This window comes from Halorhabdus salina (assembly GCF_013839425.1).
GTDB classification, from domain to species: Archaea; Halobacteriota; Halobacteria; order Halobacteriales; family Haloarculaceae; genus Halorhabdus; species Halorhabdus salina.
Genome location: NZ_JACDNP010000003.1, coordinates 265,018 through 291,289 on the forward strand (window position 1 = coordinate 265,018; position 26,272 = coordinate 291,289).

Sequence of the window (26,272 nt, forward strand, 5' to 3'; positions counted from 1 at the left end):
CAGCCGGACTATTAGCCGGAGGAGTCACTCCAACCTGACGTTGTGGGTGCACCACGTACCGTCTCGATCGATTCGGCCAGCGACGGGTCGGGCACCTCGGTATGTGCGCGTCGCCGCCAGTCCTCGATGGCATCCCCGATCCAGGAATCGGCGATGAACACTCGCTCGCGCGTCTGTTCGTAGAAGCGCGCTTCGATCTCGACAGTCCCCGGACTCGCCGCCGCGGCGACGGCTACAAACTCGGCCCGGTCCCGGGCCGTCGCGTCGCCATCTCGGATCCGCGCAACTGCCGCCTCGATTCGATCGGGATCCGGGTGGGCGAACACCCGAGTCCCCAGCGCCCCTGGTCCGAACATCGGCTCGGCATCCGGCGGCGCGTCGGCTTCCAGTAACCGTCGGCCGCCGTGTTCGCGCTCGACTCGTTCACACTCGGTTTCGGCGTCGAGCAGGAGATTCGAACCGGGATAGATCCGGCAGGTTGCAGGATAGATATCGTCCGCGTGAATCCGGCACTGCAGCGTCTCGGGATCGAGAAAAACACACGTCGACAGCCAGGTCGGCTCCTGACCGAACGGGCCGACTGGTTTTGGCACGTGGCGGAGGCCAATCAGGAACGTCGGTTGTCCATCAATAGCTGCCAGCTCGATCCCATCGACAGTGACGCCGTCCCCCTCCCCCGCCCACAGGCGCGGGGTCAACGCGTCGGCCAGCCCCGCCTCGACGAATCCGCGGACTTCCTCGCGACGGAGCGATACCAGATTGTAGGCGTCGTCGAGTGGCTCGTAGGGCCCGCTTCGTTCGTGATCGAGCGAGCCAGCAGCGAGCGGACGCCAGTCGATGCAACACCCGGCACACCCCTCGCAATCGACCTCCATGCGTGTTCATCGGTACCACGAACGCAAAAATCGTCGGCCATCGGTGAGAGGGAGCCAACTCCTGAGCGCTCAGACCTCGAAGGTCGCGAGCGTCCGCCCCTCTCGTTCGCAGACCGGATGATACTGGAGCTGGAGCCTCGCCCCTGGTTTGACGGCAACTGTGACTGTATCGCCGGGCGCGACTGCACTCATCGAACCCGATGTCCCGCCCGCCCAGCGGCCTGGGTCGTCCTGGTCGAGTGACGTGTCAGCCCGGAATCCCTCCCCGCACAGATAGAGTCGCGTTCCTGGGATCGCATCGCCCCCGGCGTGAACGATCGTGGCCGCCCGCTTGTCGGGCCCGTAGGTTGCCTTGAAGTTCACCGTGGGCGTCGTCTGTAGCGCGTGTTCGAGGGCAGGGAGTGGCGTCAGTGTGTCGCGCGTGAGTGCCGATATCGTCGCTGTGACAACGCCGACGCGCCCTCGCTGTCCGATGTCGACGCCGTCGTATTCGGAGAGTGTCCCGGCGTTGGCCAGCCGTTCGATCTCGTCGGTCGGCACGTTCGAACCCGGCGGGAAGACGAACGCAAACGTGACTTTTGCCAGCTGCTGGTCGAACCGCCAGGCTGCGCCCGTCGCCTGGACGTTCGAACGTGGAACTTTTGCCCCGCCAGTCTGTCCGACGATGATATCGCCATCGCCCAGTACCTTCGTCAGATCAGCGAACGCCTCGTCGGCCGAACGATAGCGCGGTCGGTCACCGTCCTTCGCGTCGATCACTGTTTCGACGACGCCGCTCCCATCGGCACCGCCAGGTCCGAACACGATCGCCTCGTCTGAAACTGCGACGTGCGTGCTATCATCCGTAGACGCGTACAGGCCGTACCCCTCGTACTCGCCCGCCGCCTGAAATCCCGCGGCGCGGAGGTTCTCTTTGGCTCGCTGGGCTGCAACGGAATATTCGAGGACAGCGGCGAAGTGACCGATCCGGTAGACGCCGGACAGATCCGTAAACGAGATATCGAGGATGTCGACAGCACGGGCGAGACTCGCGGAGAAGTCGTCCTGAACGTCCGAAGGGGCGGCTCCAGAGCGCTCCAACGCTGTTGGCGTCATCATCAAGAGATTGAACTGCTCGATGGTCCCCAGCGCGTCCGGCGACGGGACCCACGAGAGTGAGTTCGATCCCATAACTCCCGAGAGCCCCCCATCCAGACAGCCGCCAAGTAGTGGCGTTCCCGCGACGCTGGCCAACCCAACGCCCCGGAGTACGTCCCGACGTCTCCACCCGCACATATGTACTTCCCCAACCCCCACGAAAGTGAAACTTTTGGAGGCGGCCAACGTAGAACCGGCGACAGCAGTGCGGTTTGTTCGGTACCCGGCCCACTGGCGGGGCGATCGTACGTCCGATCGGTAGGGTTAACCCTAATCACGGATTGACCACTATCGTGGATCCGTCCCGCATTGTCGATGCCTTTCCTGCTCCCGAATACCGGGGCAATCAGGCTGTCGCCCTCGATCGAATTCGCGACGCGTTCGACAGCGGCAAGGATATCGTACTCGTTCGCGCACCGACCGGCAGCGGCAAGTCTCTGCTTGCCCGCGCGATCGCTGGCTGTGCTCGCCCGGGCAGCCAAGCTAGCACAACCGAGGCGATCGGTGCCTACTACACGACGCCACAGGTTTCCCAGCTAGATGACGTCGCGGCCGATCCATTGCTTTCGGATCTGGCGATCGTTCGCGGCAAGTCAAATTACAAGTGTATTCTGCCAGGCGAGACCGATACACCCGTCAACGGCGCGCCGTGCGTCCGCGAGCGGGAATTCGACTGCGAGGTCAAACACCGGTGTCCGTACTTCTCGGACCGGGAGATTGCGGCCAACCAGTCGATCGCAGCGATGACGCTTGCCTACTTCATGCAGACGGCTGGCTCGGATGTCTTTGGGAAACGCGATGTCGTCGTCATCGACGAGGCCCACGGCCTGGGCGAGTGGGCCGAAATGTATGCGAGCATCGAACTGTCGCCCGACACAGTGCCGGTGTTCGACGAGCGACCGCCGCCAGCGATCGACGATCTCGACGCGGCGGCCGACTACGCTGCCGGACTGGCCCGGACGTGCGACCGACGCCTGACTGATCTCCGCTCCCAAGCCGAACTCGACCCTGACGAGGCCCAGGAGCGCGATCGACTCACGGAACTCCAGTCGGATCTGGCGTGGTTCCGTGAGGTGTACAGCGACCCCGAAAGCTCCACAACTTGGGTCCTCGACCAGCCGGACGGCGATGGGACACGCGTCACCATCAAGCCGCTCAATCCAGAGCGATACCTGGCCCACACCGTCTGGGATCGGGGCAACAAGTTCGCGCTGCTGTCGGCGACGATCCTGAACAAAGACGCCTTCTGTGCCAGCGTGGGGCTCGATCCCGACCGCGTGGCGCTGGTCTCGCTTGATCACACGTTCCCGGTCGAGAACCGCCCACTCTACGACGTCACACAGGGCAAGATGACCTACGACGAGCGCGAGACGACGTTGCCGAAGGTTGCCGAGACACTCGTCTCGTTGATGGCGCGCCATCCCGACGAGGCCGGGCTGGTGCACTGTCACTCCTATGCGATTCAGGATGCACTCGCCGACACCCTCACGGACTGGGGCGTTGGCGATCGGCTCCGAACGCACGACAGCGAGGATCGCGACGGCCAGCTGGCCGCTTGGAAGCGCAGCGACGAGCCGACGGTCTTTCTCTCGGTGAAGATGGAAGAGGCGCTGGATCTGGCGGGTGATCTCTGTCGGTGGCAACTGCTCTGTAAAGCGCCGTATCCGAACACGCGAGACTCGCGGGTGGCCCGCCGGCTGGAGGACGGCGACTGGGGCTGGTACTACCGGACGACTCTTCGGACGATGATCCAGGCCTGCGGGCGGATCGTCCGCTCGCCGGACGACCACGGTGCGACGTATCTCGCCGACGTGAGCCTGACTGACTGCTTCGAACGCGCTCGCGGGGACATGCCAGAGTGGTTCAAAGAGCAGGTCGACCGGATGGAGCGACCCGACCTGCCGGAGCCCGATCCCGGGGCGGCACTGGCCGGACTGTCGGCCAGAGGGTCGAGTAGCCCTGCCGGGAAGTCCGAGGCGAGCGACTCCCGCCGATCGAACTCACGTAGCTCCCGGCGCTCACGATCCGGCTCGAATCCCGTCGCGGACGTCTGGGACACGGAATAGTCGCCTGGCGGAGTTAGAGTGACGGGTCAGCTGCATCAACACGTTGCATCTCAGCCTGAGGACAGCGCCGGTAAACGCCCACTCACACGTGAACGTTCTCACTCACGTGTCTGGGTGGTGCATAGTGATCAACGGGGCCGAACAATCTCGACAAATGAACTGTAGATTTGGCGGTATGTGCTACAATTCAATTTGGTTTTAGCGACAGTCAAACCTTTGCTACGCTGTTTTCTGCCCCTAGCACGGGTTTTCCATGTATGTTGGACTGATTGTGATATCGGCGTTCCAGCCAACAGTATCTCTCTGTATCATCGGTACGACTCCCAATCTTGACGAGCGCACCGAGACAGTCCGGCTCGTCGTCGCGAACGTACGGGAGGATGTCGGCCTCGACGTCAGCAGCGGGACCGAGATTCTGATCGGAGTGTTTGGCCCGATAGCCTTCGAAGCGAATGATCTCAGCGATCTTGGCTCCAAATTTGAATCGACAAGGAACGCCCAGCGCATCGTTTACTCTGTGGCTGTGACGTCTTCCGCCCGGTTGATATCACGCTCAATCTCGTCCATGATCGCCTCGCGCTCGCGCCCGGGTTCCTCGAACTCTCGGGGACGTTCGTGGTAGTACAGCACCGCGGCGTACACGTCACCGACATCGAGATCATGCCGATCCGCGACAGTCTGCGGATCCAGCCCTCGCCCCTCAACGCGCTCGATAATGGTAAGGACCGGGATGGGCCGGTCCTGGATGTGGGGCTCGTCAAGGAGATCTCGAACGATTCGAGCGCTCTGTTGGGACATCTATGCAGAGTGCCTCTCTCAGCTAGTTCAATCTGCGGGAGATCCTCGCCCCTGTCTCAATCGACTCCACTCCCGTTCGTGAGCGCCCGTTCCCGAACCGGATGCTGATCCATGACCACACCCTTTTTATACCGAACCAGTATAAAAGGACGTATGACGGAACCGGTCGACTACCTCGAAGAACAACTCCAGGCAAACGACCTATCGACGCCCGAGACCGCGATGGTGCTCGGGTCTGGACTCGGTGGCATGACCGCGGAGATGGACATTTCGCTATCGATCCCCTACGAGGAGGTCCCGACACTCGAGGCCTCGACCGTCGAAGGGCACGTGGGCCGGTTCGTCGTCGGGACAGTTGGCGACGTCAACGTCTTGGCGATGGACGGCCGCGTCCACTACTACGAGTCCGGTGACATGGCTCCGATCGTGGCCCCGATCCAGACGCTCGGACAACTCGGCTGTGAACGGCTCGTCATCACGAACGCCGCCGGCGGGGTCAACGCCGACTTCGAGCCGGGCGATGTGATGCTCATCGAGGATCACCTCAACATGATGGGGACGAACCCACTGCTTGGCCGTGCTGGATTGGGTGACGGCCCGATGTTCCCGGACCTGACCAACGCCTACAGTCCGGACCTACTCGCAGAGGCCCGCGACCTGGCCGCTGACTCCGATCTGACGATCCACGACGGTGGCGTCTATGCGGGCATGATGGGGCCCAGTTACGAGACGCCGGCCGAGATAGAAATGCTCGATACGCTCGGTGCGGACGCCGTCGGCATGTCGACGGTACCGGAGACGATCGTCGCCAACCAGGTGGGGATGGATGTCGTTGGGATGTCCACCATTACGAACTACGCCGCCGGGGTCGTCGGCGATCCACTTTCCCACGATGAAGTCGTTGCCACGATCGACGAGATCGAGGACGACCTTCGGACGTACGTTGGGACGCTCTTAGAACGAATCGACGCGTAACGTCTGCGTCGTGGCGTAGATACAGTTCTCTTCAGATGATACTGATGGCAGCGTAGCCGACTGACGATCCGATCATCAACACGACCAGGAGTATCGCGATAAGTTGCTGACGGTCCATACCTGCCAGTCGTCACCCCGCAGAGAAAGGTGTTATCCTCGCTGCCAGCCTGTCAGTCGACTCGCGCGTCGATCACGACGTGGACGACACCCTCGCTGTAGGTCTTTATTTCGTGGGTGTCGAGGATCTCGACGGCCCGGCCGCGTTCGGCTGCTGCCCTCCGCAGGCGATCGATCGGCCGCTCGAAGACCAGCGCCTCGGGCGTAGCTTCGTGAAGGTGGACGACGCCACCGGGTTCGAGTGCGTCGAGCGCGCTGTCGAGATACTCGTAGGCGTCATAATAGCCCATGACGACGCGCTCGGCCTCGACGCCGCCGACCACGTCCCGGCAATCCGCCCGGTACGGCCGAAGGCGGTCGGTCACATCGTTGAGCCGGGCGTTCTCGAGCAGATACTGGAAGGCGGTTGGATTACGTTCGACGGCGGTCACGTCCGCGCCCGCCCGAGCCATCGGGAGCGTGAAGTAGCCGATCCCGGCGAACATGTCGAGGACAGTCTCGTTATCCTCGACCGCCCTGCTCGCGGTTGCACTGCTCGCTCTGTCCGTCGTCTCGTTCCCCCCGACGACGCGGCCCATTCGGGCACGTTCTTCCTTGTTCCCGGGCGAGAACATGACCTCGCTGAGATCGAGGGCGTAGCGCGTGCCGTGCTCGGTGTGAATCGTCTCCGTGTCACCCTCGCCGGCGATCACGTCGACGTCGGGTTCGCGATGTTCGCCGGTGATCCCACCGCGATCGAGGACGGTATCAGCCTCGCCGTGGATCGAGAGCAACGCCTCGCCGATTTCGTGCGGGCGAGGTGCCTCCGCAATGTCGACGAGGACGACGCTACCGATCACGGCCCACGACGACGGTGCCCGGGCGATTTCGTCGTCGGACCAGCCTTGCTCACGGAGGTGATCGTCGAGGGTCCGCAGGCGGGGGTCGCCGACCTGCCGGACGACGTCGTGAAACGCGACAGTCTCTGGCACCGTCGTCACCGGGATCGAAACACCGCTGTCGCCGTAGGCCCGGACGTGCCGGTCGGCATCGTAGACGCCCGCGTCCTGGAGAGCGTCGATAGCGTGTTGGGCACGTGGTCGATCGACGACGACGGCCAGATCGCCCTCGGCACTGATGGCCTCGATTGTGTCGGCCTCACCCGGATCGTCGGCACTGTCCGTGTGGGTACGGTCTGCTGCTGGCGGGTCACTCATCCTCGCCCTCCGGCAGGACGTACAGTCCAGCCCGTGACTTCAACACGGGGACTTCGTCGGCATCTTCGTCGAGGTGGTCCGGTCGCGGGATCGATTTCGTCTCGTAGGTGTCGGGGTCGAGCACCTGGACGGCGTGGTCGTCCTCGATCGCCACGAGCGTCGTCTGGACGCCGTCGGTCCGGTCGCCCAGCCGCGTCGCGTCCGGCGCGTCACCGTCCTCGAAACTCGCCTCGTAGTCCTCGCCGGTGGCCAGCCGCGTCCCCTTGAGGTTTCCCTGAACGCTCCTGACCAGGACCGGCCCGTCACCGTCCTCGGGATCGATGATTTCGCCCGGCGAATAGGGGGGCAGCCGGACCGCATAGGTAACCCGGTAGACCTTCTCGCCGTCCTCATCTTCGGTGATGAGTCGTTCCGAATCCGAAAAGGAGCCGCCGAACTCCCCCACGAGGCGCTGGGCGATCTTGAGCCCGATCTTCGTCGTCGAGACTTTGATATTCAGTCCCCCCTCAACCGACCCGACGTCGGTGACGAACGCGTCGCGGTCACCCGTTGCCTCCATCTCGGCGACGATCTCGCGCGCGATTTCCTCCGCGCGTTCTTCCTCCTCGTCAGTCGGCGTTCGATCGACGGCCCGGATCTGGACGACGCTGGCGAAAGAGCCACCGGCGATCCGGCCACACCGCTGGCACGTCTCCCGAGAGATCTTGACGGGGACGACGACTTCTTCGGTGACAGGCGTGCCGCGGACGACGCCCGTGAACGTACAGTGCATGCGGATCGTGTTTCGGTCGACCTGTTCGGGCGCGACCTGCCAGGAGACGTCCGTCGCCTGCATGTGCACGCCGAGGGCCTCGCTAGTCACGTCGACGGCGACGTCAGTGTAGTCCTCCGCGCCCACGTCCACCCACCGATTCCCTCGGTGGACCGCCCCACACTGGGAGCAGACTCGCACCTCGATCCGGTCGGGCGCGTCCACCAGATCGAATTCCTCGAAGTAGCAACTATCACAGAGCACGCTGTCGGGATCACGGGCCTCCGGATGGGTCGGCCGGTCGCCTGGATCACTCTCGATAGGATCGCCACAGCGCGGACAGAACGCACCCGATCGCGTCATTGGACGGACGTAGGTCCCAGCTCTGTAAAAGCGACGCGTTATCGCCCGCTCACGACTCAAACCTACCCGATGGACCGACTGGCAGTGTCACGAAAGAACTCGATCAGTTCCGCTTCAGTTGTGAGGCCAACACTTTTGGTGCGCTCGGGCAAAGTCAACCCGTATGCTACCAATTATTCCCCTCCAACTCGGGGACGCAGGAATCGTCCCCATTGTCGGGTTGATACTGTTGGCCATCGCCGTGGTAACCGTCTGGCAGATGGTCGTCATCACCGACGCGACCGAGAAGAAGGCCCTGACGGTCCTCGGGGAGTTTCGGAAACTCCTCGAACCCGGGATCGCGTTCGTGCCGCCGTTCGTCTCGGCAACTCACACTTTCGACATGCGGACACAGACTTTAGACGTCCCGCGTCAGGAAGCGATCACGCGGGACAACTCACCGGTCACCGCCGACGCCGTCGTCTACATCAAGGTAATGGACGCCAAGAAGGCCTACCTCGAAGTCGACGACTACAAGCGGGCCGTCTCGAACCTCGCCCAGACGACGCTACGGGCCGTACTGGGCGACATGGAACTGGACGACACGCTCAACAAGCGCCAGGAGATCAACGCCAAGATCCGCCGTGAACTCGACGAGCCCACAGACGAGTGGGGGATCCGCGTCGAGAGCGTAGAGGTCCGGGAAGTCAACCCGAGCAAAGACGTCCAGCAGGCCATGGAACAGCAGACATCCGCCGAGCGCCGCCGCCGTGCCATGATTCTGGAAGCCCAGGGTGAACGTCGCTCCGCCGTCGAGGAGGCCCAGGGTGAGAAGCAATCGAACATCATCCGCGCCCAGGGTGAAAAGCAGAGCCAGATCCTCGAAGCGCAGGGTGACGCCATCTCGACCGTCCTCCGCGCAAAGTCCGCCGAGGCGATGGGCGAACGAGCAGTCATCGAGCGCGGGATGGAAACCCTTGAGGAGATCGGCAAGGGCGAGTCGACGAAGTTCGTCCTGCCACAGGAACTGACGTCACTTGTCGGTCGATACGGCAAGCACCTGACCGGTTCGGACACCCGGACCGACGGCGAGATTCTCGAAGGGCTCGACTTCGACGAGGAGACCCGCGAGATGCTCGGCCTGGACGACATCGAGAAGATCCTCGGCCAGATCGACCAGGAAGCCGAGGTCGACGTCGAGGAGATGGAAGAGCAAGCCCAAGCAGTCAAGTCCGGGGCGGAAACGGCCGATATCAAGAACCCCGACGACGTGATCGAAGAGATGGACGCCGACCTGGAGGGCGAGGAGAACTGACAGAGAGGCGAAGCCGTTTTGTCACTCGGTACCGTGTTCTCGCCTAATGGGTGAGGAGCCAGTCGATGAGAGCAAACGGGCGACGCTCCGTCGGTTCGCGGCACTGGGGGCCGCCAGCCCGCTCGTTGCCCTCGCTGATTCAGGGAGCGACAGCACCGCGCCGGACGCCATCGCCGGGTATCTCTCGCGGACACCCGGGGCACACTTCTCGAAGATCCGCGATGACTTGCAACTCGGGACGGGCGAAACCCAGCACCACCTTCGCCAGTTACTCACCAAAGAGACCATCGAGAGCGAGCGCGACGGAGAGTATCGACGGTTCTTCCCGGCCGACCGCTTTGAGGCCTTCGAGCGGACTGCCCTCGGGTATCTCCGTCGTGAGACGCCCAGGGGTATGATCGTCACCCTCCTCGAACGACCAGATGCGACCGCGAGCGAGGTTGCCGATCGCCTTGACGTCTCGAACCCGACCGTCAGCAAATATGCAGGACGACTCGAAGACGCCGGCCTCCTGACGCGGGAAGACGGCTACGAACTCCGAAACCCGGAGACGTTACTGTTACTCGTCGTCCAATACGCGGACTCGTTCGGCCCGGACGCGATCGCCTTTGCCGCCGCTGCCGACGAGCATATCACGTACAAGAAATAACGACAGCTTCAGGCGTCGACCATCCAGGTCGTCGACGAAGAGTACCCCCACTTCTCGACGGAAATATCGAAGTTGCCGTCCGCGATTGCCGTCATGTTCGTCCCAACTTCCTTGGCCGATAAACCGAGTTCCTCGCCGATGAGGCGCGATTTGAAGTACGTCTGGTCGTCGGCGTTACTACGAAGATACTCGAGGATTCGGCGCTGCTTTTTCGAGAGCGGCTGCGTTTCGTTGTCACCGACGGTTCGGACACTCATATCTATCACTCTGGTCGAGAACGGTTTAGGGGATTTGGTACAGTCGGTTAAAGCGATCGCCGTCTGTCGATCTTGGCCGACGATATTGCGGTCACCGGGGGTGAGAGACCCGTGGCTCGGGGCCGTCTGGTACAGGCGGGAAAACAGGAGGAGGGCCTAGATGTCTTCTTCGATGATCTCGCCGACGGCGAAGTTCGACTTGACTTCGGTGACCTCGACTTTGACACGATCACCGACGTTAGCACCGGGGACGATGATGACATAGCCACGCTCTACGCGGGCGATGCCGTCGCCTTGCTTGCCGATATCTTCGATCTCGACGTACCTGATTTCGCCGTTCTCGACCGGTGGCTGGGGCTCCGAGGGTGGCCCCTCACTGGTCGGCTGTTCTTCGGCCGGTTCCGCGTCGCCGGAGATGACCGCAACCCGGTAGGTGTCCCCGGGCTCGATCGAGCCAGTCTCGATTTCTCGGCGAGGGACTTCGACGACGTAGCGGTCGTCTTCGGCCGTCACTTCTGCACTGAACAGACACAAGAGCTTCTCTGAGATTTCCACAGTCAATCCTCCGTTCGCGGCGTCGGCGGCCTCCCTAAAGAACTTGACGACGGCCCGCTCCGTCTGGGAGATGAATAGACTGCGTCGAGACCGCATCGTTCCCGAACCTGTCGGTGCACTTTTGGGACGACTCGACGACGTATGAGCATGGACGAACGCCAGACAGTTGGCCTCGGGACGATGGGTATCGACGACCCCCCGACGATCGAGACGGCGATCGATCTCGGCTATCGCCACCTCGATACAGCCCAGATTTACGACAACGAGGCGGTCGTCGGCCAGGGTATCGAGCGCTCGACACTCGACCGGGACGAGCTGTTCGTAGCGACGAAGGTGTGGATCGACAAGCTTGCGCCACAAAACGTCGAGAAATCGACGGCAGCGAGTCTGGACCGGCTCGGACTGGAGTACGCCGATCTGCTGTACGTCCACCGGCCCCGTGGCGACTACGACCCCGCCGAGACGTTGCCAGCCTTCGACGAACTCCGGGAGCGTGGCGAGATCGAACACGTCGGCGTCTCGAATTTCACGGTCGACCAACTCGAAACCGCACGGGACCACCTCGAAGCACCGATCTTCGCCAACCAGGTCGAGTACCACCCGCTCTACCAGCCGACCGATGCCCTCGCGGACGCCCAGGCCCACGACTCCTATCTCGTGGCGTACTCGCCGCTGGCCAACGGCCGGGCGGGTGACATCCCCGAAGTCGTCGAGATTGCCGAGAAGCACGACGTGACGCCCCAGGCAGTCTGTCTGGCCTGGCTAACGGCCAAGGACAACCTCATCGCGATCCCGAAAGCCAGCAGCGAGGCGCACCTGCGTGCGAACCGCGACGCCGCCGACCTGACGCTCGATCCCGAAGACCACGCCGCCGTCGATGACATCGAACGCGAGGACGAAATCTTCCCGGAATGAGAGACGTTTGAAGAGGGGTCGGCGTCCAGTGACGGCGACTACTGCTGATCTGCCAGTGATGTTCCGTCCGGTCGCTTCTGGCCCTCCGAATCGTGGACGACCACGCCATCAGCGTCGACCGGTTCGTAGTTGTCCCGCACCGCGATGGCTTCCTCGAGTTCCCGAATCGCCCGTTCCTTGAGCGTTGCCGCCAGTTCCCGGGCTTCGTCCTGGGAGATGTCCCGCCCGAGCCCCTCACACTCGTGAGCGCGGACTGGGCCGTCACTATCGACGACGCTGCCCATCGGTTCGCTCGTGCCGGCACCGTCCTCGCCGAGAGCGATGCTGAACGGGTAGGTTTCACAGATGAGTGGCCGATCGTCGTAGATCGAACACGCCTCGCCGTCGACGTCGTAGAACGTACAGTCACGGCAGTCGTCGGTCTGGAGCGCCCACTCGAACGTCTCGCCGCTCGGGTCGTGGTCGTCGTCCGTGAGTCCGAAGGGCATCGGTCGGGCGACATCTCGCCAGTCGTACTCACCGGAATCTTGAATCGCCCGCACTTCATCGGGAAAGACCGTCGCCGTGTGCTCCTCGTCCATCCCGCGACAGCAGTGCCCACAGCGCGTACACTCGAAACCGATTCGGGCAATCGCGTCGGCAATCACCGCCACGTCCAACTCGCGGGCGGCGGCCAATTCAGCTTCGAGATCCATACACCCGCTACCTGATCAGCAGAGAAAAACGCGTCGGGCCGCGATCAAACTGTACTTGGCGTACTCACTCGCTGGTCAGGTAGTAGACCTGCTTGCGAGCGTCCCGGAAACTGTATCGGGCGTCGACGAGGTTGGCATCCTCCAGACGGTTCAACGCGTACCGGACAGTCCGATCCGGCAGCAATGACTCCTCCGCAAGTTGACCCTGGGAAAGGGGCTGATCCATCTCCAGAACTTTCGCGACCAACTTCGCACTGGGTGGCAACTCGCGCAGGCGCTCACGGAACTCCGTGGCCGTGAGGACGACTTCCGTCCGGGACCCGTCTTCAACTGTCGTGCTCATGTCTACCACGTCACCGCGAGGTACTGGTAAAGTTTGTCTATATGGAGGACATAATTCCTTAATTTGTTTAAGGATATCCGGCCGGTCGAGGGCGATAGCGATCAATACCGTTTTAGTCACCCCGAGATGAACACGGAGTAGCGTGAAAGGACAGGAGTGGTACCAGGCCGACGAGATCGCCGAGGCCTACGAGGACAAGCGATTCTCAGGTGGCGGCCGGCTTATCGATCGCCGCGAGAAGCGAGCGGTACTCGAAGCGATCGGCCCAGTCGAGGACAAGCGGGTCCTTGAGATTGCCTGCGGGACCGGCCGGTTTACCGTCATGCTCGCCGAACGCGGAGCTGACGTCGTTGGGCTGGACATCTCGACGCCGATGCTCCAGCAAGGCCGGGAGAAGGCCCGCGCGGCCGGCGTCGATGAGCATCTCCAGTTTTTCCGGGGCGACGCCGGGCGACTGCCGTTCCCCGACGATCACTTTGATGCCGTGCTGGCGATGCGGTTTTTCCACCTTGCCGATACGCCGGTCGCGTATCTCGAGGAGATGCGTCGCGTTTCGAAAGACATCGTCTTCTTCGATACGTTCAATCGCTTTAGCGCTCGATCGATCTACAACTGGGCGCTCCCAATGGGATCGCGGCTGTACTCCCGCTGGGAAGTCAACAGCTTGCTCGACGAGGCTGACCTCGAACTCGTCGGAGCCAATCACGATTTCATCGTGCCGTATGGGTTCTATCGGGCGATCCCGGACGGGCTCGCGTCGGCGTTCCGGAGCGTCGATCGGGCAGTCAGTGCGATCCCGGGTGGCGATCGACTGTCGTCAGTGTCTTACTGGGAGTGTCGGGTCTGAACGCGAACCAATCCCGCGACGTTTTTAGTCGTCCATAGCGCTATAGCGTACTATGGACCTGTCCGTGGTCGTCCCGACGCTCAATGGGCGCGAACAACTGGCGGCAACGCTCGAATCGCTGTCCGCCAACGCGCCCGATGCCGAGGTAATCGTCGTCAACGGACCCTCGACGGACGGCACGACAGGTATGGTTCGCGAGCGTGACGATGTCGATAGCCTCGTCGAAATTGCGGACCGGTCGGTCAACGCCGCACGGAACGTTGGGATCGAGTACGCCTCGGGGGACGCCATTATCCTTCTCAACCAGGGACTGTCGCTGACCGGTTCCTGGTTGGATGCCCTCGAATCTGGCTTCCAGCGTGCACCTGTCGTCACCGGGCCGACCCATCGGCCGGTCCGGGCCGGAAAGACGACTGAAGATGCCGAAACACGCACCATCAGTGGCCGCTCAATCACGTACGTCAACCCCGGAAATCTGGCTGTCACGCGGAAATTGATCGACGACCTCGACGGATTCGACGAATATCTGGCGGTTGGTGGCGCACGGGATCTCTCACACCGCATCGCCGGGATGGATCGAGATGTAACCTTCGAACGTCGGATGGCCGTCGAGGAACTAGTCGGCGCTGATGGCGGCAGCCCGGACGCGGACTGGGGCTGGAAGTACCGCTCGCTCGCCTATCGCCTCGCGAAAAACTACGGGGCCCGCCCCTCGATCGTGGGTCGCCTCGGCCGCCACGCCGTTGGCGATGCCCTCGACACGTTCCGGGACCTTCTCGACGGTGAGCGTCGTGCTTCGGCGTGGCTCGGCAGTGGGCGTGATGTCCTCGTTGGCGTCGCTACCGGGTTCAAAGACGGACTGGTAGCCCGGGCCAGAGATCGCACGCCCCGGCGTAATCCACACGGGCGGTCGGTAAACCGTAACCGGGTTGTCGCCGATTACGACGCCAGGTGACGAACGCGATCGGAGACTCGAAGGTGTCGCCGACCCTCACCGCGCCAGTGCGTCGACGACGCGGCTCGGATTTTTCGAGAGCACTTTCACCATCGCGTCCTCGGGCACGTCGAGTGTCAGTATCTCCATGATCGCCACGGTTGGATGCGCACACGGCGCACCACTCCCGAACATGATTCGGTCCGGGTGTTCCCGAAGCGCACGCTCGATCGGCTCCCGGAATCGGACGAAACTCGTGTCCAGATAGCACTTATCGTTCCGGTCGAGCAGTGCGATCGCCTCGTCCATGCGGTCTCGTCGAAGCGGGTAGCCGCCGAAGTGGGCGACGATCGTCGGTATGTCATAAGACAGAATTGTCTCTTCGATGGATGCCGGGGGGAAGGAATCGCCGCCGTGGACGATCAGCGGAAGGCCCGCATCTTCGAGTGCTTCGAAGACGGGTTCGTCGGGGAGGCCGTCTTTTTCGGGATGGAGTTTGAATCCGACAAATCGGTCGTCGTAGGCGTACTGTTCGATGTCATCGGGTGACGTGTGTTCGTCTTCGCGGCTCGCAGTGAGATTTCGCAGGCGTGATCCCGGTCCCTCGCCTGGGTCCCGCGGCCCGTTGATGCGGGCGACGGCCACGAACGGGCGCCCGACGCTCATCCTGGCGATCGCGTTGTTGGCCTTCAGATAGTCGTCTGTCTGGGTGTCCGGGAACACCAGCGAGCGAACGATCCCTGCCTGGTGCATCTCGCGCTCTAGACGCTCCGGACTGCCGGCGGCCTCACCCGATCGGCTGTCGGCGTCTGGTTCGAGTCTAGCGTGGACGTCGACCACCCGGAACTCGTGTTCCAACTCCAGCATCTCCCCGAACTACCACAGGATGGGGTATTAAATCATCGCTACCGACCGGCCTCTCAACCAGCTACTGGTGTCGGCCCTGTTACTTCGCTTCGTGACCACCGAACTCGGGGGATAGCATCGACATCGAAACTCTGCTCGGTCCGGTCTGCGTTGTGAGTTCACTATTCCGTGACAGCGGGAATTCGTGATAGCTTGTCCCTTCAGCGGTCACGCAAGGTGTGCTGGTTCCCGGCCAAGCATCGTCCGGGCTTTCTCGATGCGACTGAGGTTTTCAGTGTCAAGGGGGCACTACCGGTCTGCCTTCGGATAACATTCGCCAACGACCTGCTCGGACGGTGTCGCCACGGATCGTGCCCGCGGCGATGGTCCAGAACTGGTCGTGGCCGGCAATGGTTTCCTCGATGGCCAGTCTGGCGACAGTCGCGGCATCGTCGATGTGTACGTACGGAAACAGCGTCGCATACGTCAATTGCGCAACTGTCGTTGGAGACGGACTCACGCTGGCCCCTCCGAGCGAGAGTGACCGTGTGGTGCCCGTTGCCATCGAAATCAGTGAGCATCGCCGTGCCGATGCATCCGGTATCGCCGGTGACTGTGATCGTGTCTGTGCCGTCGAGGTACAACACCAGGGCGGTTGAAACCACCGGTGGCGTAGCCCTGCCGTCTGTGGAGAGGCTTAGTTGGCGAGAATCGCCAGTGCCCGCGAGGGATCGCCGTGCATCCGCTCGAGTAGTGACCGACAGCGCTCCCGAACGGCCGTCTCCACCTCGACATGTACCATTCCTTCTCCGGGTTGCCCGTAGACGACGCTTGCCCCGTCCGGCGCGGCCACAATCGCTGGTAGTGCTGCTAGATCTTCTTCGCCGTAGACGTTCACAATGGTCGGCGGGCCGCCGTCGAGCGCTGCGACGAGTGCCTCAAGCAGGGACGCCGTCAGCGTCGCTGAGGGATTGGCGACATCGAAGCGACGATCGAACCACGAGTCCCCGTTGCCGACGATAGCCTTTCTGACACCGTTGTCGATTGCCGCTCGCTCGCTCCGCTCGTCGACGAATGCCACGTCTGGCGGTCTGCCGGCCTCGACGAGGTGATACGTGACCATGTCGCCGACGGCAATCACCGGCTCACCGGCGACTGAAAGCAGGGCAGCCGGGTCTTCGAAAATAGGTCCCATCGAATCCTTGAGTTCGGGTCGCAACGCGTCTGGAAGGTCAAGCACGATCTCGGTTTCCGGATCGGATCCGGTGCGCTTGACGTCGGTGGTTGCACCGCTTTCCACGTCAGTAGATGGGTCTTCTGTCACGATCTATCTGACCTTCAGCGCGTACTTGCCGGCTTCGGCCACGTCCATTTCCTCGGCGATCTCGCTGTCTTCGGGATGGGCAATCACGACATACCCAGCCCAGTCTTCGGTGAGCGAACTCGATCCACAGGCCTGGCAGATCTCGACCTCCGGCTGATCCTGAACGCGGTGGCACTCCCGACAGACGTACCGATCGGCCATTAGTCCTCACCCGCGGCTTTCTCGCGTTCCTTGCGTTCCTCGTCGAGCCAGCCGTGCTTGCCCAGCCCCACCTGTTTTGCGGTGAGGCCGATCTTCGAATCGCGGGGATTGCGTTCGTCGATAGACTTGGTGACGATGCGTGCGCGGACGCTGTCACCGACCGTCATCGACCGATTGGAGTCCCGGGAGGCAAGCGTCTGGTTTGCCTCGTCGTAGGCCAGATACTCGTCGGAAATCTGGGAGACGTGCAACAGGCCGTCGACCGGCCCGATCCCGACGAACGCGCCGAAGCTGACCGCTTCGACGATCTCGCCGTCGACGACTTCCTGCATCTGGGGGTCGAACGTGAGAGCGTCGAACTCGGCTTCGTAGTAGACGCCGGGCTCGTTGGGGACGACCGCCCCCTCGCCAATATCGTGGACCTCCGTCACGCTCACGACGCTGCCGACGTCTTCGTCCATGCGGCCCTCTAGTTTGTCTTGCAGTAGTTTCTTCACCAGCTCCGGCGTCACGTCCGCCAGATGCTCGGGCGGTACCTCGACCGTATCGCGGAGACGAACCCGTTTGTACATGTTATGGTTGAGTGATCGCGAGTTTGTTCCGGTCCCTTAAACCAATTACTGGAACAGCTTCGGCGAGCAGCCGTTTCTTGAGCGGCCCGTCATTGGTGACGGCGTAGGCGTCCTCGGCGGTAGCGAGTTCCAGCACCGCATCGTCGGCGTAGTCAGCCTCGTGATCGCGGATCGAACAGCGATCGACGAGATCCCGGCCGACGCTCGCCGCCGTGGCTTCTTCGGACGCACCTGTAGAGAGATCTTCGAGCTCGACAACGACGGCCTGGGGAACCAGCCGCTCGCCGGCACCCAGCAGCCGATCGAGTTCGTCGAAAACCCGAACGTTACATTCGACAGGCATCATCAGGGCGTTTGTATCCAGTACAGCAGTCATCCACGGAGCCGTCCGATGCCGATCAGCCGCCAGCGCGCGCCGACCCGACGATTGATCGCGATCGTCGAATCATCGTGAGCACAGACCGGCCGCTTCAGGGCGACTTCGGCCTCACCGTCGCGGGCGCTCGTGACCGATCCGACAGTCGTCGCCGTCCCGATCGTCAGCATGAGCGGCTCACCGGTCGAAATCTCCTCGACGTCGTCGGTCTCCTCGCCGACGATCCGGTCGAGCAACTGGACGTCCATCGTGAAGCTGTCGTGGACCGGCGGCAGCGTTCCGGGCGGGCCAGCGACCTGTCCCGCCAGCGCATCGCCTTTCGTGAGGGACGGATCGAGGCCGGTGCCCACGCCCAGTAAGCCGCCTGGCGTTACCTCCTCGACGCTTTCGCCGCCAGCCTGCAACGATCGGGCCGTGGTCGTGACCGGCCGCCACTCCGACTGGCCACCCTCCTCGACCTCGCGACCGGGTCGCAGTTCCAGGTCGTCGTCGGGCCCCAGGCGGCCCTGGACGAGGCTCCCACCCAGGACGCCGCCCATCAGCGAATCCCACGTCGTGCCCGGGCGATTGATGTCGAAGCTGCGAGCGACCAGCATCTCGGCATCGGCGTCGGGATCGCGGTCGGGCGTCGGGATCTCTTCCTCGACAGCCTCGATCAAGAGATCCATGTTCACGCCCTGTCCGGCACTGATCGGGACGATCGGCGCGTCCTCGGCGACTGTCCCTTCGACGAACTCCTGAATCTGCTGGTAGTTCTCGCGGGCGCGCTCGGCATCGACCAGATCGACCTTGTTCTGGGCGACGACGATGTTGTCGATCCCGATGATGTCCAGTGCCATCAGGTGTTCTTCGGTCTGTGCCTGCGGGACGTCTTCGGTCGCTGAGATGACGAGGACGGCACCGTCCATGATGGCCGCGCCGGCCAGCATGGTCGCCATCAGCGTCTCGTGGCCCGGCGCGTCGACGAACGAGACAGTCCGACGTACGTCCGTCTCGGCGTCGTGATCCGGACACGTCTCGGCGACGGTGTAGCCGGCCGGCTGCCCACAGTCCGGACAGCTCCGGAACGTCGCGTCGGCATACCCGAGCCGGATCGAGATCCCGCGTTTCATTTCCTCGGAGTGTTGGTCCGTCCACTCCCCGCTCAGGGCCTCGACCAACGTGGTCTTGCCGTGGTCGACGTGCCCGACCAGTCCAATGTTCACCTCCGGTTGTCCGTGTGTTCCCGTCATCTCCACAGTAATCGTGCCCGAACCTTCCCCCGTGGCGAAGATAAACTTACTGTTCTCACCTCGCTGAACCGACTGTCCGCCACGAGCGGCGCGTCACTCCTCGGGCGTCCGGCGCGTCCAGCGAGACTCGACGTTGCGGTTCGCCAGCACGACGAGCCCGTCCTCGGTCCGGACCCGGCTCTTCCGGAGGCCGATGTCGACGACGGTTCCCGTCACGGACTCGGCGGTGACCGTATCGCCCGGGTTGAAATCGGGGTCCCGGAGGAGATAGACGCCGGCGACGGTGTCGGCGATCATATTCGATAGTGCATAGGAGATGCCCAAACCGATGAAGCCAGCGGCCGTCCCCAGGCTCGCTGCCACGGCCCCCAGACCGACGATATTCAAGAGGACGAGCGCGGCACCAAACCACATGAACGCCGCCACGACGATGACGAAGAAGTCGACGATGAGGGCCTGCTCGGCGGGATACACCCGTTCGAGAACGCCCCGGAGGACGCCTAACGCGAGCTTGATCCCGACGTAGGCCACGGTCAAGAACACGATGCCTGCGATGAGTTTCGGGAGCGCCTCGACCAGTCCAGTCCGGAATGACTCGACGGTTGTCTCGACGACGTTCAGTGGCAAGAGTGGACGCATACCACGTGCTTGCGCGATCGGCGACTAAAGGCTAGGGCGACGATCGCCCCCGGCCCGCAGGGGCTTTAGGCCCCCAGGGGCTACCCGAGTGCAATGAGCCAACCGAGTCCGGAGGTCTACGAGCGCGATCGGGGCATGGACGCCCACAACCAGGTGATGCGGGAGATTCGGGCCCGCAACGACGCGTCATACGAACCCGACGAACCGACGAAGGTCTGGATCGACGAGGACAACACGCCAGACGGCGTCCTCGATTCGTTGACGATCGTCCTCAACACCGGCGGCTGCCGCTGGGCACGGGCCGGGGGCTGTACGATGTGTGGGTACGTCGCCGAAAGCGTCGAGGGCGGGACGGTCGCTCACGAAGATTTACTCGCCCAGATCGACACTGCCCTAGAGCAAGAACGAGAGATGCACGAGGGCACCTGCCGGCAGGTCAAAATCTACACTTCGGGCAGTTTCCTCGACGAACGGGAGGTCCCCGCCGAGACACGAGGGGCTATTGCCGAGCGCTTTGGCGATCGCGATCGGATTGTCGTCGAATCCCTGCCCGACTTCGTCGACCGCGAGAAGATCGCCGATTTCCGCGAACAGGACCTGAAGACCGACGTTGCGATCGGCTTAGAGACCGCCACCGATCGGGTCCGTCACGACTGCATCAACAAGTACTTCGACTTTGCCGATTTCGAGGCCGCCTGCGAGGAAGCACTCGCCGCCGACGCCGGCGTGAAGGCATACCTCCTCATGAAGCCGCCCTTCCTCAGTGAAAGCGAGGCGATCGAGGACATGATCTCCTCTATCGAGCGATGCGGGGCCGTCGACGGTTGTCACACCGTTTCGATGAACCCGACGAACGTCCAGCGGTACACGATGGTCGAGCAACTCTACTTCGATGGCGGATACCGCCCGCCGTGGCTCTGGAGCGTCGTCGAAGTGCTCAGCGAGACCGCTGATCTGGACGTGACGGTCGTCTCCGATCCGGTCGGGCACGGTTCCGATCGCGGGCCGCATAACTGTGGGGAGTGTGACGATCGCGTCCAGACTGCGATCAAGGATTTCAATCTCCGACAGGCCGAGAGTGTCTTCGCACAGGTCGAATGTGCGTGTGAACGCACATGGGACGGGGTTCGGGATCGGGAGCGGAGTTACTCGCTGCCGCTGGCGCAGTAAGACCTCAAGCAAATGCGCCCAGCACGCCGCGACCGTCCGTCGGACCGATATCCGGAAGGGACATCCGCTCGGGGTGGGGCATCATGACGGCCACTGAGTCGCGCTCACCTGTGACGCCGGCGACGTTGTGTTTCGAGCCGTTGGGATTCGATTCGGGCGTGACCGTCCCATCCGGTTCACAGTACCGGAACAGGATCCGATCGTCGGCTTCGAGTGTGTCGAGTCGGTCGTCGCTTATCTCGAAGCGGCCTTCGCCGTGGGCGATGGGCAACTGGATGACGTCCCCTTCCTCGTAGGCTCGCGTCCACGGTGTGTCGGCGTTTTCGACCCGGAGATGGACGTGTTCACACTGGAATCGATCGCTCTCGTTGGTCGTGAACGCGCCGGGGGTCAACGAGGCCTCGCAGCCGATCTGGGCCCCATTGCAGATGCCCAGAACGGGCGTTCCCGCGTCGGCGGCTGACCGAACGTCGTCCATAATCGGCGACTGGGCTGCCATCGCGCCTGCACGGAGGAAGTCGCCATAGGAGAACCCACCGGGAAGGACAATCCCTTCGATCCCCGCTGGAAGTCCGTCTTCGTGCCATATCAATTCCGCCTCGACGCCGACTGAATCGAGCGCCTGGACGGTGTCTCGGTCGCAGTTACTCCCACCGAACTGGATTACAGCCACCGTCATCGTTGCTCAATGTCGATTTCGTAGTCGTGAATCGTCGGGTTCGCCAGCAGGCGCTCGGTCATCGCTTCGGTACGCTCGCGAGCCGTTTCGTGGTCCGCGGCCTCGATATCGATCTCGAAGCGCTCGGCTGAGCGCAATGACTCCAATTCGAAGCCAAGCCGTTCCAGGGCATGCTGGGTCGTCTCGGCTTCGGGATCGAGGACTCCCGATTTGAGCCTGACAGTGACGATCGCCGTATAGCCAGTCATCGCCTGAACGGGAGAGGCCACCCGCGAAAACTCTTGTGGAACGCCGTTGGCATCGCCGTGCTATCGGTGGCGGGCGAATATTCCCGCACGGCTCGTGTGCTCTCTCCACTTCGTGGGCGCTTTGCCGGCCTCCTTCTATTACCTTTGAGGGAACCTATATGCTTGTAATCGAAGGAACCTTTATCTGCGCTACGTAGCGATTTTTAGGCATTATGGAGGCTGTGTTTCTTTTGGTTCCCCCGGTTGCGTTTGGACTGTTTTTACTGATAACGATGCTTATTGATCGTGTCGGAGCCACTATTTCGGCTGATCGGGCGGATCCGGACAGTGCGCTTGGGGCATCGTGGGCGAGTGGCGAGGCCCATCCCGACCGGGCAAACAAGCCCCAATATCGAATGTATCATATCGGGATTGGATTTACGATCATCCACGTCGCGGTCTTGCTGGTCGGGACGGTTCCCGTCACCGTCGAGGGCGCTGTCTTGGCCATGCCGCTGCTGGCGGTCGTGGGGCTTGGACTGTTCGCGTTGCTCGATTCTGACAAACCACAACCAGAGAGGTAACACATATGGGACGCATTATCGACTGGGCACGGAACCGATCGCCGTGGATACTCCACCTCAACTGCGGGAGTTGCAACGGCTGTGATATCGAGACTCTCGATGCGTTGATGCCGCGCTACGACATCGAGCGGTTCGGCATCCTCAAGAAAGACACACCGCGACATGCCGACATCCTCGTCGCGACTGGTCCCGTCACCAAACAGATGGCACCCCGGCTGAAGCGTGTCTATGAGCAAATGCCCGAGCCGAAGCTGGTGATCGCCGCCGGTTCCTGTGCCTCGACGGGCGGTGTCTTCCATGACTGTTACAATTGTCACGAGGGCGTCGACGATGTCATCCCGGTGGACATGTACGTCCCTGGCTGTCCAACCTCGCCGGAGGCACTGATCGACGGAATCGTCAAACTACTCGAAGAAGCCGGCCAGGACGCACAGGCCGAACGGCTTGCCGAGGCCAAACCCGAGATCGTCGAGGAAGGCGCTCGGATCGACGAGGCCGTCCCGGCCGCCGACGAATCGACCGCCGAAATCGACACAGACGACAATCCGGAGGAGGGAACAGATGAACCAGAGCCAGTTGAAGCGTAACCTCGACGAGGAGTTGGCCGACATAATCGCCGCCTCGAGCGAGCGCGATGACGGCCGTCTGGAGTTCGTTCTCGGCGACCGGACAGACCTCGATGACGCCGTCGCCACGCTTCGGGACGCCGGAATTACGCACTTGATCACGATCACCGGCGTCGACAGCGACGAACAGGTCGACGTCCTGTATCACTTCCTCAAGTACGGCGAGTACGACGCGGGCGATCTGAGTGAGGGTGTCGAACTCACACTCCGAGCGATCGTGCCGGACGACGACCCGACGATCGGGACGATCACCGACCAGATTCCGGCCGCCGGCCTCTATGAGCGTGAACTAATGGACATGCTCGGCGTCGAGGTGACGGGCCATCCCAACCCCAAGAAGCTGCTGTTGCCCGACGACTACGACGGTGGGCCACCGCTTCGGGCCGAGAACGTGGAGGTGACCGACTAATGTCCGAGCAGAAAGCGGGCACGGAGATTCCGGTCGGCCCCCAGCACCCCTCGCTGAAAGAGCCTGCAAACTTCACCCTGAACGTCGACGGCGAGGTCATCACCGGCGCGGAGATGAAACTCTCGTACAATCACCGCGGCATCGAGCAAGCCGTGCTGGGTAACTCCTACATCGAGAACATCTATCTCCTCGAACGGATCTGTGGGATTTGCTCACACGCCCACACCTCTGCGTTCACGCAGGGCGTCGAGGAACTGCTGGATCTGGACGTGCCACCCCGTGCCCGATACATCCGGACATTGATCGGCGAACTCGAGCGCATCCACAGCCACATGCTCTGGCTCGGCGTCGCCGGCCACGAGATCGGCTTCGACACGCTCTGGCAGTACGCCTGGCGCGATCGGGAGATCGTGATGGATCTCCTCGAAGAAATTACGGGCAACCGGGTTCACTACTCGATCAACACGATCGGCGGCGTCCGGGAGGATCTGACCGACGACCAACGTGAGACGATCCTTGCGGGCATGGACGATCTCCAAGAACGGATCGACTTTTACCAGGAAACGGTCCCGAACGAGCAAACCGTCCGGATGCGCTGTGAGAACGTCGGCGTCGTCCCGAAGGATCTTGCCCGCGAATACTGTGCGGTCGGGGCCGTCGGTCGGGCTTCTGGCGTCCCCACGGACGTCCGCAAGGACGCGCCGTATGCCGCCTACGACGACGTGGACTTCGACGTGATCACCGACGACCGGGGCGACCTGCTGGCCCGGACGGTCGTCCGGATCGGCGAGATTGCCCAGGCGATTCGGATCATCCGACAGGTCGCCGAACGGATCCCGGAGGGTGACCTCAAAGCCAGCGCAAAACCACCCCAGGCATTGCTCGCCCAGGTGCCCGAAGACGACGCCGTCAGCCGCTACGAGGCACCCCGCGGGGAGTTGATCCACTACATCCGCTCGGATGGGACGGACACGCCCGCCCGCGTCCACATTCGCGTGCCGACGCTGGCCAACTGGCCGACCGTCGTCGAGTCCCTGAAGGGGAGTTACATCGCCGACACGCCGATCGTCGTCGCCGGGATCGACCCCTGTATCAGCTGTACCTCCCGGATCGGCGTCGAGACCGACGGCAGCCACGGCGGCGAGAACGCCTTCGATCTGGACGAACTCCGGGAGTACGGCATCGATTGGTACGACGAGCGCGGCAACGTCGAGCGACCGTCGACAGCGGGCGAGGGCCGAACGGCAACCGACGGCACGGAAGGTGAGCGACCGTGAGCCTGGAACTCGATCTGGCGACCGGGTTGCTCTACCTGCTGGTGTTTCCCGGGTTCGCGTTCCTGTTCGCCTACGGGTTGACCGCGGAGTTCCTCGACCGGAAGCTGTACGCGCGCCTGCAAAATCGCGTCGGCCCGCCGCCGCTACAGCCACTCGCGGACTTCCTGAAGCTACTCTCGAAGGAATCGGTCGTCCCCGATAACGCGACTGCCCGAATCTACAACGCCGCCCCGTTGACGGGACTAGCTGGCGTGTTCACCGCGATGTTGTACATCCCAGTCTGGACCGAACAGGCCGCCTTCGCCTTCGAGGGCGACCTTGTCGTCGTCCTTTTCCTCCTCTCGTTGCCGTCGTTCTCGCTGTTTTTCGGCGGCTGGTACTCCGGGAACGTCTTCAGCCGGATCGGGACCACCCGGACGATCACGCAACTGTTCGGCTACGAGATCCCGTTCTTCCTGGCGGCATTTGCGCCCGCCGTTGCTGCCGGGTCGCTGTCGACCTCCGAGATCACCGCGTTCATCGGCGCGAACCCCTGGTACGTCCTCGTCCTGCTGCCGGCCTTTGCGATCGCCCTCCTCTCCCTGCAAGCCAAACTCGAACGCATCCCCTTCGACATTCCCGAAGCCGAGACGGAACTGGCGACGGGGACGCTCGTCGAGTACTCGGGCCGGAAACTGGCGCTGTTCCGCCTCACGAAAGACGTCGAATTGGTCGTGGGCGCGGCGCTGCTGTCGGCATTGTTCCTCGGTGGCCCGTACCCGGCAGGGTCGATCGAAGGGTTCGCGGGGGTCGCCGCTGGCGTGGTGGTCTTCCTCGTGAAGACCCTCGCGGTGATCGCGCTGTTGACGGTGCTGAAGGCCGTCGTCGCCCGGCTACGAATCGAGCAGATGGTCAGCGTCTTCTATCGGGTGCTCGTCCCGGTGGCGCTTTCCCAGATCGCCGTCGTCCTGCTGGTCGGACTGTACACGGAGGGACTGATCCCATGAGCATTCCAGGCAAACTCATCCCAGAAGCACTCAAAACGCTGGGCAAAGACCGCGCGACCGTATCGTACCCGAAGAACAAGCGGACGATGCCCGATCGGTTCCGCGGGGCCGTCGAGTTCGAGCCCGAACCCTGTACGGGCTGTGGCATGTGCGAACGCCACTGTGCGGCCGACGCGATCACGGTCGAGACCGACGCGGACGGCAACGTCACCTGGAGTTACGATGTCGCCAAGTGCATGTTCTGTGGCCAATGTGAGGAATCCTGCCCGACCGATGCGATCGTCATGGGCCAGAAATTCGAACTGGCCGACAGTGAAAAGCCGAGTTTCGAAGAAAGCTACACGTTCGATCGGTGAG

At 62.7% G+C, this 26,272-nt stretch carries 33 protein-coding genes; 15 read left to right on the forward strand and 18 right to left on the reverse strand.

Annotated features, from left to right (window positions below):
• Positions 1-11: 11 nt before the first annotated feature.
• Positions 12-875: a YkgJ family cysteine cluster protein gene (locus HZR20_RS05945; RefSeq protein WP_181685666.1), complete on the reverse strand. Its 864-nt coding sequence runs from the start codon at positions 873-875 to the stop codon at positions 12-14.
• Between the two features lie 69 nt (positions 876-944).
• On the reverse strand, positions 945-2,150 hold the full coding sequence (locus tag HZR20_RS05950; RefSeq protein ID WP_181685667.1) for a hypothetical protein: 1,206 nt from the start codon (positions 2,148-2,150) through the stop codon (positions 945-947).
• Positions 2,151-2,305: 155 nt separating this feature from the next.
• Here HZR20_RS05950 and HZR20_RS05955 point away from each other — a divergent pair, with 155 nt between their 5' ends.
• Positions 2,306-4,078 (forward strand): helicase C-terminal domain-containing protein, encoded by a 1,773-nt coding sequence (locus HZR20_RS05955; RefSeq protein WP_181685668.1) that lies wholly within the window; start codon positions 2,306-2,308, stop codon positions 4,076-4,078.
• 510 nt (positions 4,079-4,588) lie between these two features.
• On the opposite strand, the gene HZR20_RS05960 is transcribed toward HZR20_RS05955, so the two are convergent.
• Positions 4,589-4,876, reverse strand: a complete 288-nt coding sequence (locus tag HZR20_RS05960; protein WP_181685669.1) for a DUF433 domain-containing protein — start codon at positions 4,874-4,876, stop codon at positions 4,589-4,591.
• 153 nt (positions 4,877-5,029) lie between these two features.
• On the opposite strand from HZR20_RS05960, the gene HZR20_RS05965 reads away from it, so the two are divergent.
• Positions 5,030-5,851 carry a purine-nucleoside phosphorylase gene (locus HZR20_RS05965; protein WP_181685670.1) on the forward strand — a complete coding sequence of 274 codons (822 nt, stop codon included), beginning with the start codon at positions 5,030-5,032 and terminating at the stop codon, positions 5,849-5,851.
• 170 nt (positions 5,852-6,021) lie between these two features.
• On the opposite strand, the gene HZR20_RS05970 is transcribed toward HZR20_RS05965, so the two are convergent.
• Together HZR20_RS05970 and HZR20_RS05975 are read right to left on the reverse strand one after the other, a co-directional pair.
• Positions 6,022-7,164: a class I SAM-dependent methyltransferase gene (locus HZR20_RS05970; protein WP_181685671.1), complete on the reverse strand. Its 1,143-nt coding sequence runs from the start codon at positions 7,162-7,164 to the stop codon at positions 6,022-6,024.
• A complete protein-coding gene (locus tag HZR20_RS05975; RefSeq protein WP_181685672.1) occupies positions 7,157-8,278 on the reverse strand; it encodes a 60S ribosomal export protein NMD3 in 1,122 nt (373 codons plus the stop codon). Before HZR20_RS05975 ends, HZR20_RS05970 begins: the two co-directional genes overlap by 8 nt.
• Positions 8,279-8,441: 163 nt before the next feature.
• On the opposite strand from HZR20_RS05975, the gene HZR20_RS05980 reads away from it, so the two are divergent.
• The gene (locus HZR20_RS05980; RefSeq protein ID WP_181685673.1) at positions 8,442-9,572 is read left to right on the forward strand and encodes an SPFH domain-containing protein; all 1,131 of its coding nucleotides are present in this window, start codon (positions 8,442-8,444) and stop codon (positions 9,570-9,572) included.
• 46 nt (positions 9,573-9,618) lie between these two features.
• Positions 9,619-10,221: a winged helix-turn-helix transcriptional regulator gene (locus HZR20_RS05985; protein WP_181685674.1), complete on the forward strand. Its 603-nt coding sequence runs from the start codon at positions 9,619-9,621 to the stop codon at positions 10,219-10,221.
• A gap of 8 nt (positions 10,222-10,229) precedes the next feature.
• On the opposite strand, the gene HZR20_RS05990 is transcribed toward HZR20_RS05985, so the two are convergent.
• Together HZR20_RS05990 and HZR20_RS05995 are read right to left on the reverse strand one after the other, a co-directional pair.
• Positions 10,230-10,478 (reverse strand): DUF7123 family protein, encoded by a 249-nt coding sequence (locus HZR20_RS05990; RefSeq protein WP_181685675.1) that lies wholly within the window; start codon positions 10,476-10,478, stop codon positions 10,230-10,232.
• 156 nt (positions 10,479-10,634) lie between these two features.
• Positions 10,635-11,033, reverse strand: a complete 399-nt coding sequence (locus HZR20_RS05995; RefSeq protein ID WP_181685676.1) for a TRAM domain-containing protein — start codon at positions 11,031-11,033, stop codon at positions 10,635-10,637.
• A 141-nt stretch (positions 11,034-11,174) separates the two neighbouring features.
• On the opposite strand from HZR20_RS05995, the gene HZR20_RS06000 reads away from it, so the two are divergent.
• Entirely contained in the window at positions 11,175-11,948 is a 774-nt protein-coding gene (locus HZR20_RS06000; RefSeq protein WP_374057584.1) for an aldo/keto reductase, read from the forward strand.
• Between the two features lie 38 nt (positions 11,949-11,986).
• Here the strand turns inward: HZR20_RS06000 and HZR20_RS06005 are convergent, their stop codons facing one another.
• A complete protein-coding gene (locus tag HZR20_RS06005; protein WP_181685677.1) occupies positions 11,987-12,643 on the reverse strand; it encodes a YkgJ family cysteine cluster protein in 657 nt (218 codons plus the stop codon).
• A 64-nt stretch (positions 12,644-12,707) separates the two neighbouring features.
• Positions 12,708-12,986: a helix-turn-helix domain-containing protein gene (locus HZR20_RS06010; RefSeq protein WP_181685678.1), complete on the reverse strand. Its 279-nt coding sequence runs from the start codon at positions 12,984-12,986 to the stop codon at positions 12,708-12,710.
• Between the two features lie 142 nt (positions 12,987-13,128).
• Here HZR20_RS06010 and HZR20_RS06015 point away from each other — a divergent pair, with 142 nt between their 5' ends.
• Both HZR20_RS06015 and HZR20_RS06020 read left to right on the forward strand, forming a co-directional pair.
• A complete protein-coding gene (locus HZR20_RS06015; protein ID WP_181685679.1) occupies positions 13,129-13,833 on the forward strand; it encodes a class I SAM-dependent methyltransferase in 705 nt (234 codons plus the stop codon).
• A 52-nt stretch (positions 13,834-13,885) separates the two neighbouring features.
• Positions 13,886-14,788, forward strand: a complete 903-nt coding sequence (locus HZR20_RS06020) for a glycosyltransferase family 2 protein (RefSeq protein WP_181685680.1) — start codon at positions 13,886-13,888, stop codon at positions 14,786-14,788.
• A gap of 36 nt (positions 14,789-14,824) precedes the next feature.
• On the opposite strand, the gene HZR20_RS06025 is transcribed toward HZR20_RS06020, so the two are convergent.
• A complete protein-coding gene (locus HZR20_RS06025; protein ID WP_181685681.1) occupies positions 14,825-15,634 on the reverse strand; it encodes an amidohydrolase family protein in 810 nt (269 codons plus the stop codon).
• A gap of 335 nt (positions 15,635-15,969) precedes the next feature.
• On the opposite strand from HZR20_RS06025, the gene HZR20_RS06030 reads away from it, so the two are divergent.
• Positions 15,970-16,272: a hypothetical protein gene (locus HZR20_RS06030; RefSeq protein WP_181685682.1), complete on the forward strand. Its 303-nt coding sequence runs from the start codon at positions 15,970-15,972 to the stop codon at positions 16,270-16,272.
• A gap of 38 nt (positions 16,273-16,310) precedes the next feature.
• Here HZR20_RS06030 and HZR20_RS06035 read toward each other — a convergent pair whose 3' ends face one another.
• The 6 genes from HZR20_RS06035 to HZR20_RS06060 all read right to left on the reverse strand — a co-directional run bounded on the left by HZR20_RS06035 (position 16,311) and on the right by HZR20_RS06060 (position 19,957).
• Entirely contained in the window at positions 16,311-16,808 is a 498-nt protein-coding gene (locus HZR20_RS06035) for a GTP-dependent dephospho-CoA kinase family protein (RefSeq protein ID WP_181685753.1), read from the reverse strand.
• Positions 16,809-16,940: 132 nt separating this feature from the next.
• Positions 16,941-17,138: a transcription elongation factor subunit Spt4 gene (spt4, locus tag HZR20_RS06040; protein ID WP_181685683.1), complete on the reverse strand. Its 198-nt coding sequence runs from the start codon at positions 17,136-17,138 to the stop codon at positions 16,941-16,943.
• On the reverse strand, positions 17,138-17,710 hold the full coding sequence (locus HZR20_RS06045) for a DNA-directed RNA polymerase (RefSeq protein ID WP_181685684.1): 573 nt from the start codon (positions 17,708-17,710) through the stop codon (positions 17,138-17,140). The genes spt4 and HZR20_RS06045 overlap by 1 nt, the downstream gene beginning before the upstream one ends.
• 1 nt (position 17,711) lies before the next feature.
• The gene (locus tag HZR20_RS06050; protein WP_181685685.1) at positions 17,712-18,086 is read right to left on the reverse strand and encodes a PIN domain-containing protein; all 375 of its coding nucleotides are present in this window, start codon (positions 18,084-18,086) and stop codon (positions 17,712-17,714) included.
• Complete coding sequence (locus HZR20_RS06055) at positions 18,083-19,318, reverse strand: translation initiation factor IF-2 subunit gamma (protein ID WP_181685686.1); 1,236 nt, start codon at positions 19,316-19,318, stop codon at positions 18,083-18,085. The genes HZR20_RS06050 and HZR20_RS06055 overlap by 4 nt, the downstream gene beginning before the upstream one ends.
• A 93-nt stretch (positions 19,319-19,411) precedes the next feature.
• Positions 19,412-19,957 (reverse strand): mechanosensitive ion channel family protein, encoded by a 546-nt coding sequence (locus tag HZR20_RS06060; protein ID WP_181685687.1) that lies wholly within the window; start codon positions 19,955-19,957, stop codon positions 19,412-19,414.
• A 93-nt stretch (positions 19,958-20,050) separates the two neighbouring features.
• Here HZR20_RS06060 and HZR20_RS06065 point away from each other — a divergent pair, with 93 nt between their 5' ends.
• Positions 20,051-21,127 carry an archaeosine biosynthesis radical SAM protein RaSEA gene (locus HZR20_RS06065; RefSeq protein ID WP_181685688.1) on the forward strand — a complete coding sequence of 359 codons (1,077 nt, stop codon included), beginning with the start codon at positions 20,051-20,053 and terminating at the stop codon, positions 21,125-21,127.
• Positions 21,128-21,131: 4 nt separating this feature from the next.
• Here HZR20_RS06065 and purQ read toward each other — a convergent pair whose 3' ends face one another.
• Both purQ and purS read right to left on the reverse strand, forming a co-directional pair.
• Positions 21,132-21,806, reverse strand: coding sequence for a phosphoribosylformylglycinamidine synthase I (gene purQ / locus HZR20_RS06070; protein WP_181685689.1), 675 nt, complete (start codon positions 21,804-21,806; stop codon positions 21,132-21,134).
• Positions 21,803-22,054: a phosphoribosylformylglycinamidine synthase subunit PurS gene (gene purS, locus HZR20_RS06075; RefSeq protein WP_181685690.1), complete on the reverse strand. Its 252-nt coding sequence runs from the start codon at positions 22,052-22,054 to the stop codon at positions 21,803-21,805. Before purS ends, purQ begins: the two co-directional genes overlap by 4 nt.
• A 272-nt stretch (positions 22,055-22,326) precedes the next feature.
• Here purS and HZR20_RS06080 point away from each other — a divergent pair, with 272 nt between their 5' ends.
• From HZR20_RS06080 to HZR20_RS06105, 6 genes are read left to right on the forward strand one after another with little or no spacing between them, the layout of a single operon-like run.
• Complete coding sequence (locus HZR20_RS06080; RefSeq protein WP_258560368.1) at positions 22,327-22,617, forward strand: hypothetical protein; 291 nt, start codon at positions 22,327-22,329, stop codon at positions 22,615-22,617.
• Positions 22,618-22,622: 5 nt separating this feature from the next.
• Entirely contained in the window at positions 22,623-23,204 is a 582-nt protein-coding gene (locus HZR20_RS06085) for an NADH-quinone oxidoreductase subunit B family protein (protein ID WP_181685692.1), read from the forward strand.
• Positions 23,179-23,652 (forward strand): NADH-quinone oxidoreductase subunit C, encoded by a 474-nt coding sequence (locus HZR20_RS06090; RefSeq protein ID WP_181685693.1) that lies wholly within the window; start codon positions 23,179-23,181, stop codon positions 23,650-23,652. Before HZR20_RS06085 ends, HZR20_RS06090 begins: the two co-directional genes overlap by 26 nt.
• Complete coding sequence (locus HZR20_RS06095) at positions 23,652-24,929, forward strand: hydrogenase large subunit (protein ID WP_181685694.1); 1,278 nt, start codon at positions 23,652-23,654, stop codon at positions 24,927-24,929. The genes HZR20_RS06090 and HZR20_RS06095 overlap by 1 nt, the downstream gene beginning before the upstream one ends.
• The gene (locus tag HZR20_RS06100) at positions 24,926-25,915 is read left to right on the forward strand and encodes a complex I subunit 1/NuoH family protein (RefSeq protein ID WP_181685695.1); all 990 of its coding nucleotides are present in this window, start codon (positions 24,926-24,928) and stop codon (positions 25,913-25,915) included. Before HZR20_RS06095 ends, HZR20_RS06100 begins: the two co-directional genes overlap by 4 nt.
• The gene (locus tag HZR20_RS06105; RefSeq protein ID WP_181685696.1) at positions 25,912-26,271 is read left to right on the forward strand and encodes a 4Fe-4S dicluster domain-containing protein; all 360 of its coding nucleotides are present in this window, start codon (positions 25,912-25,914) and stop codon (positions 26,269-26,271) included. Before HZR20_RS06100 ends, HZR20_RS06105 begins: the two co-directional genes overlap by 4 nt.
• The last annotated feature ends 1 nt before the right edge of the window (position 26,272 follow it).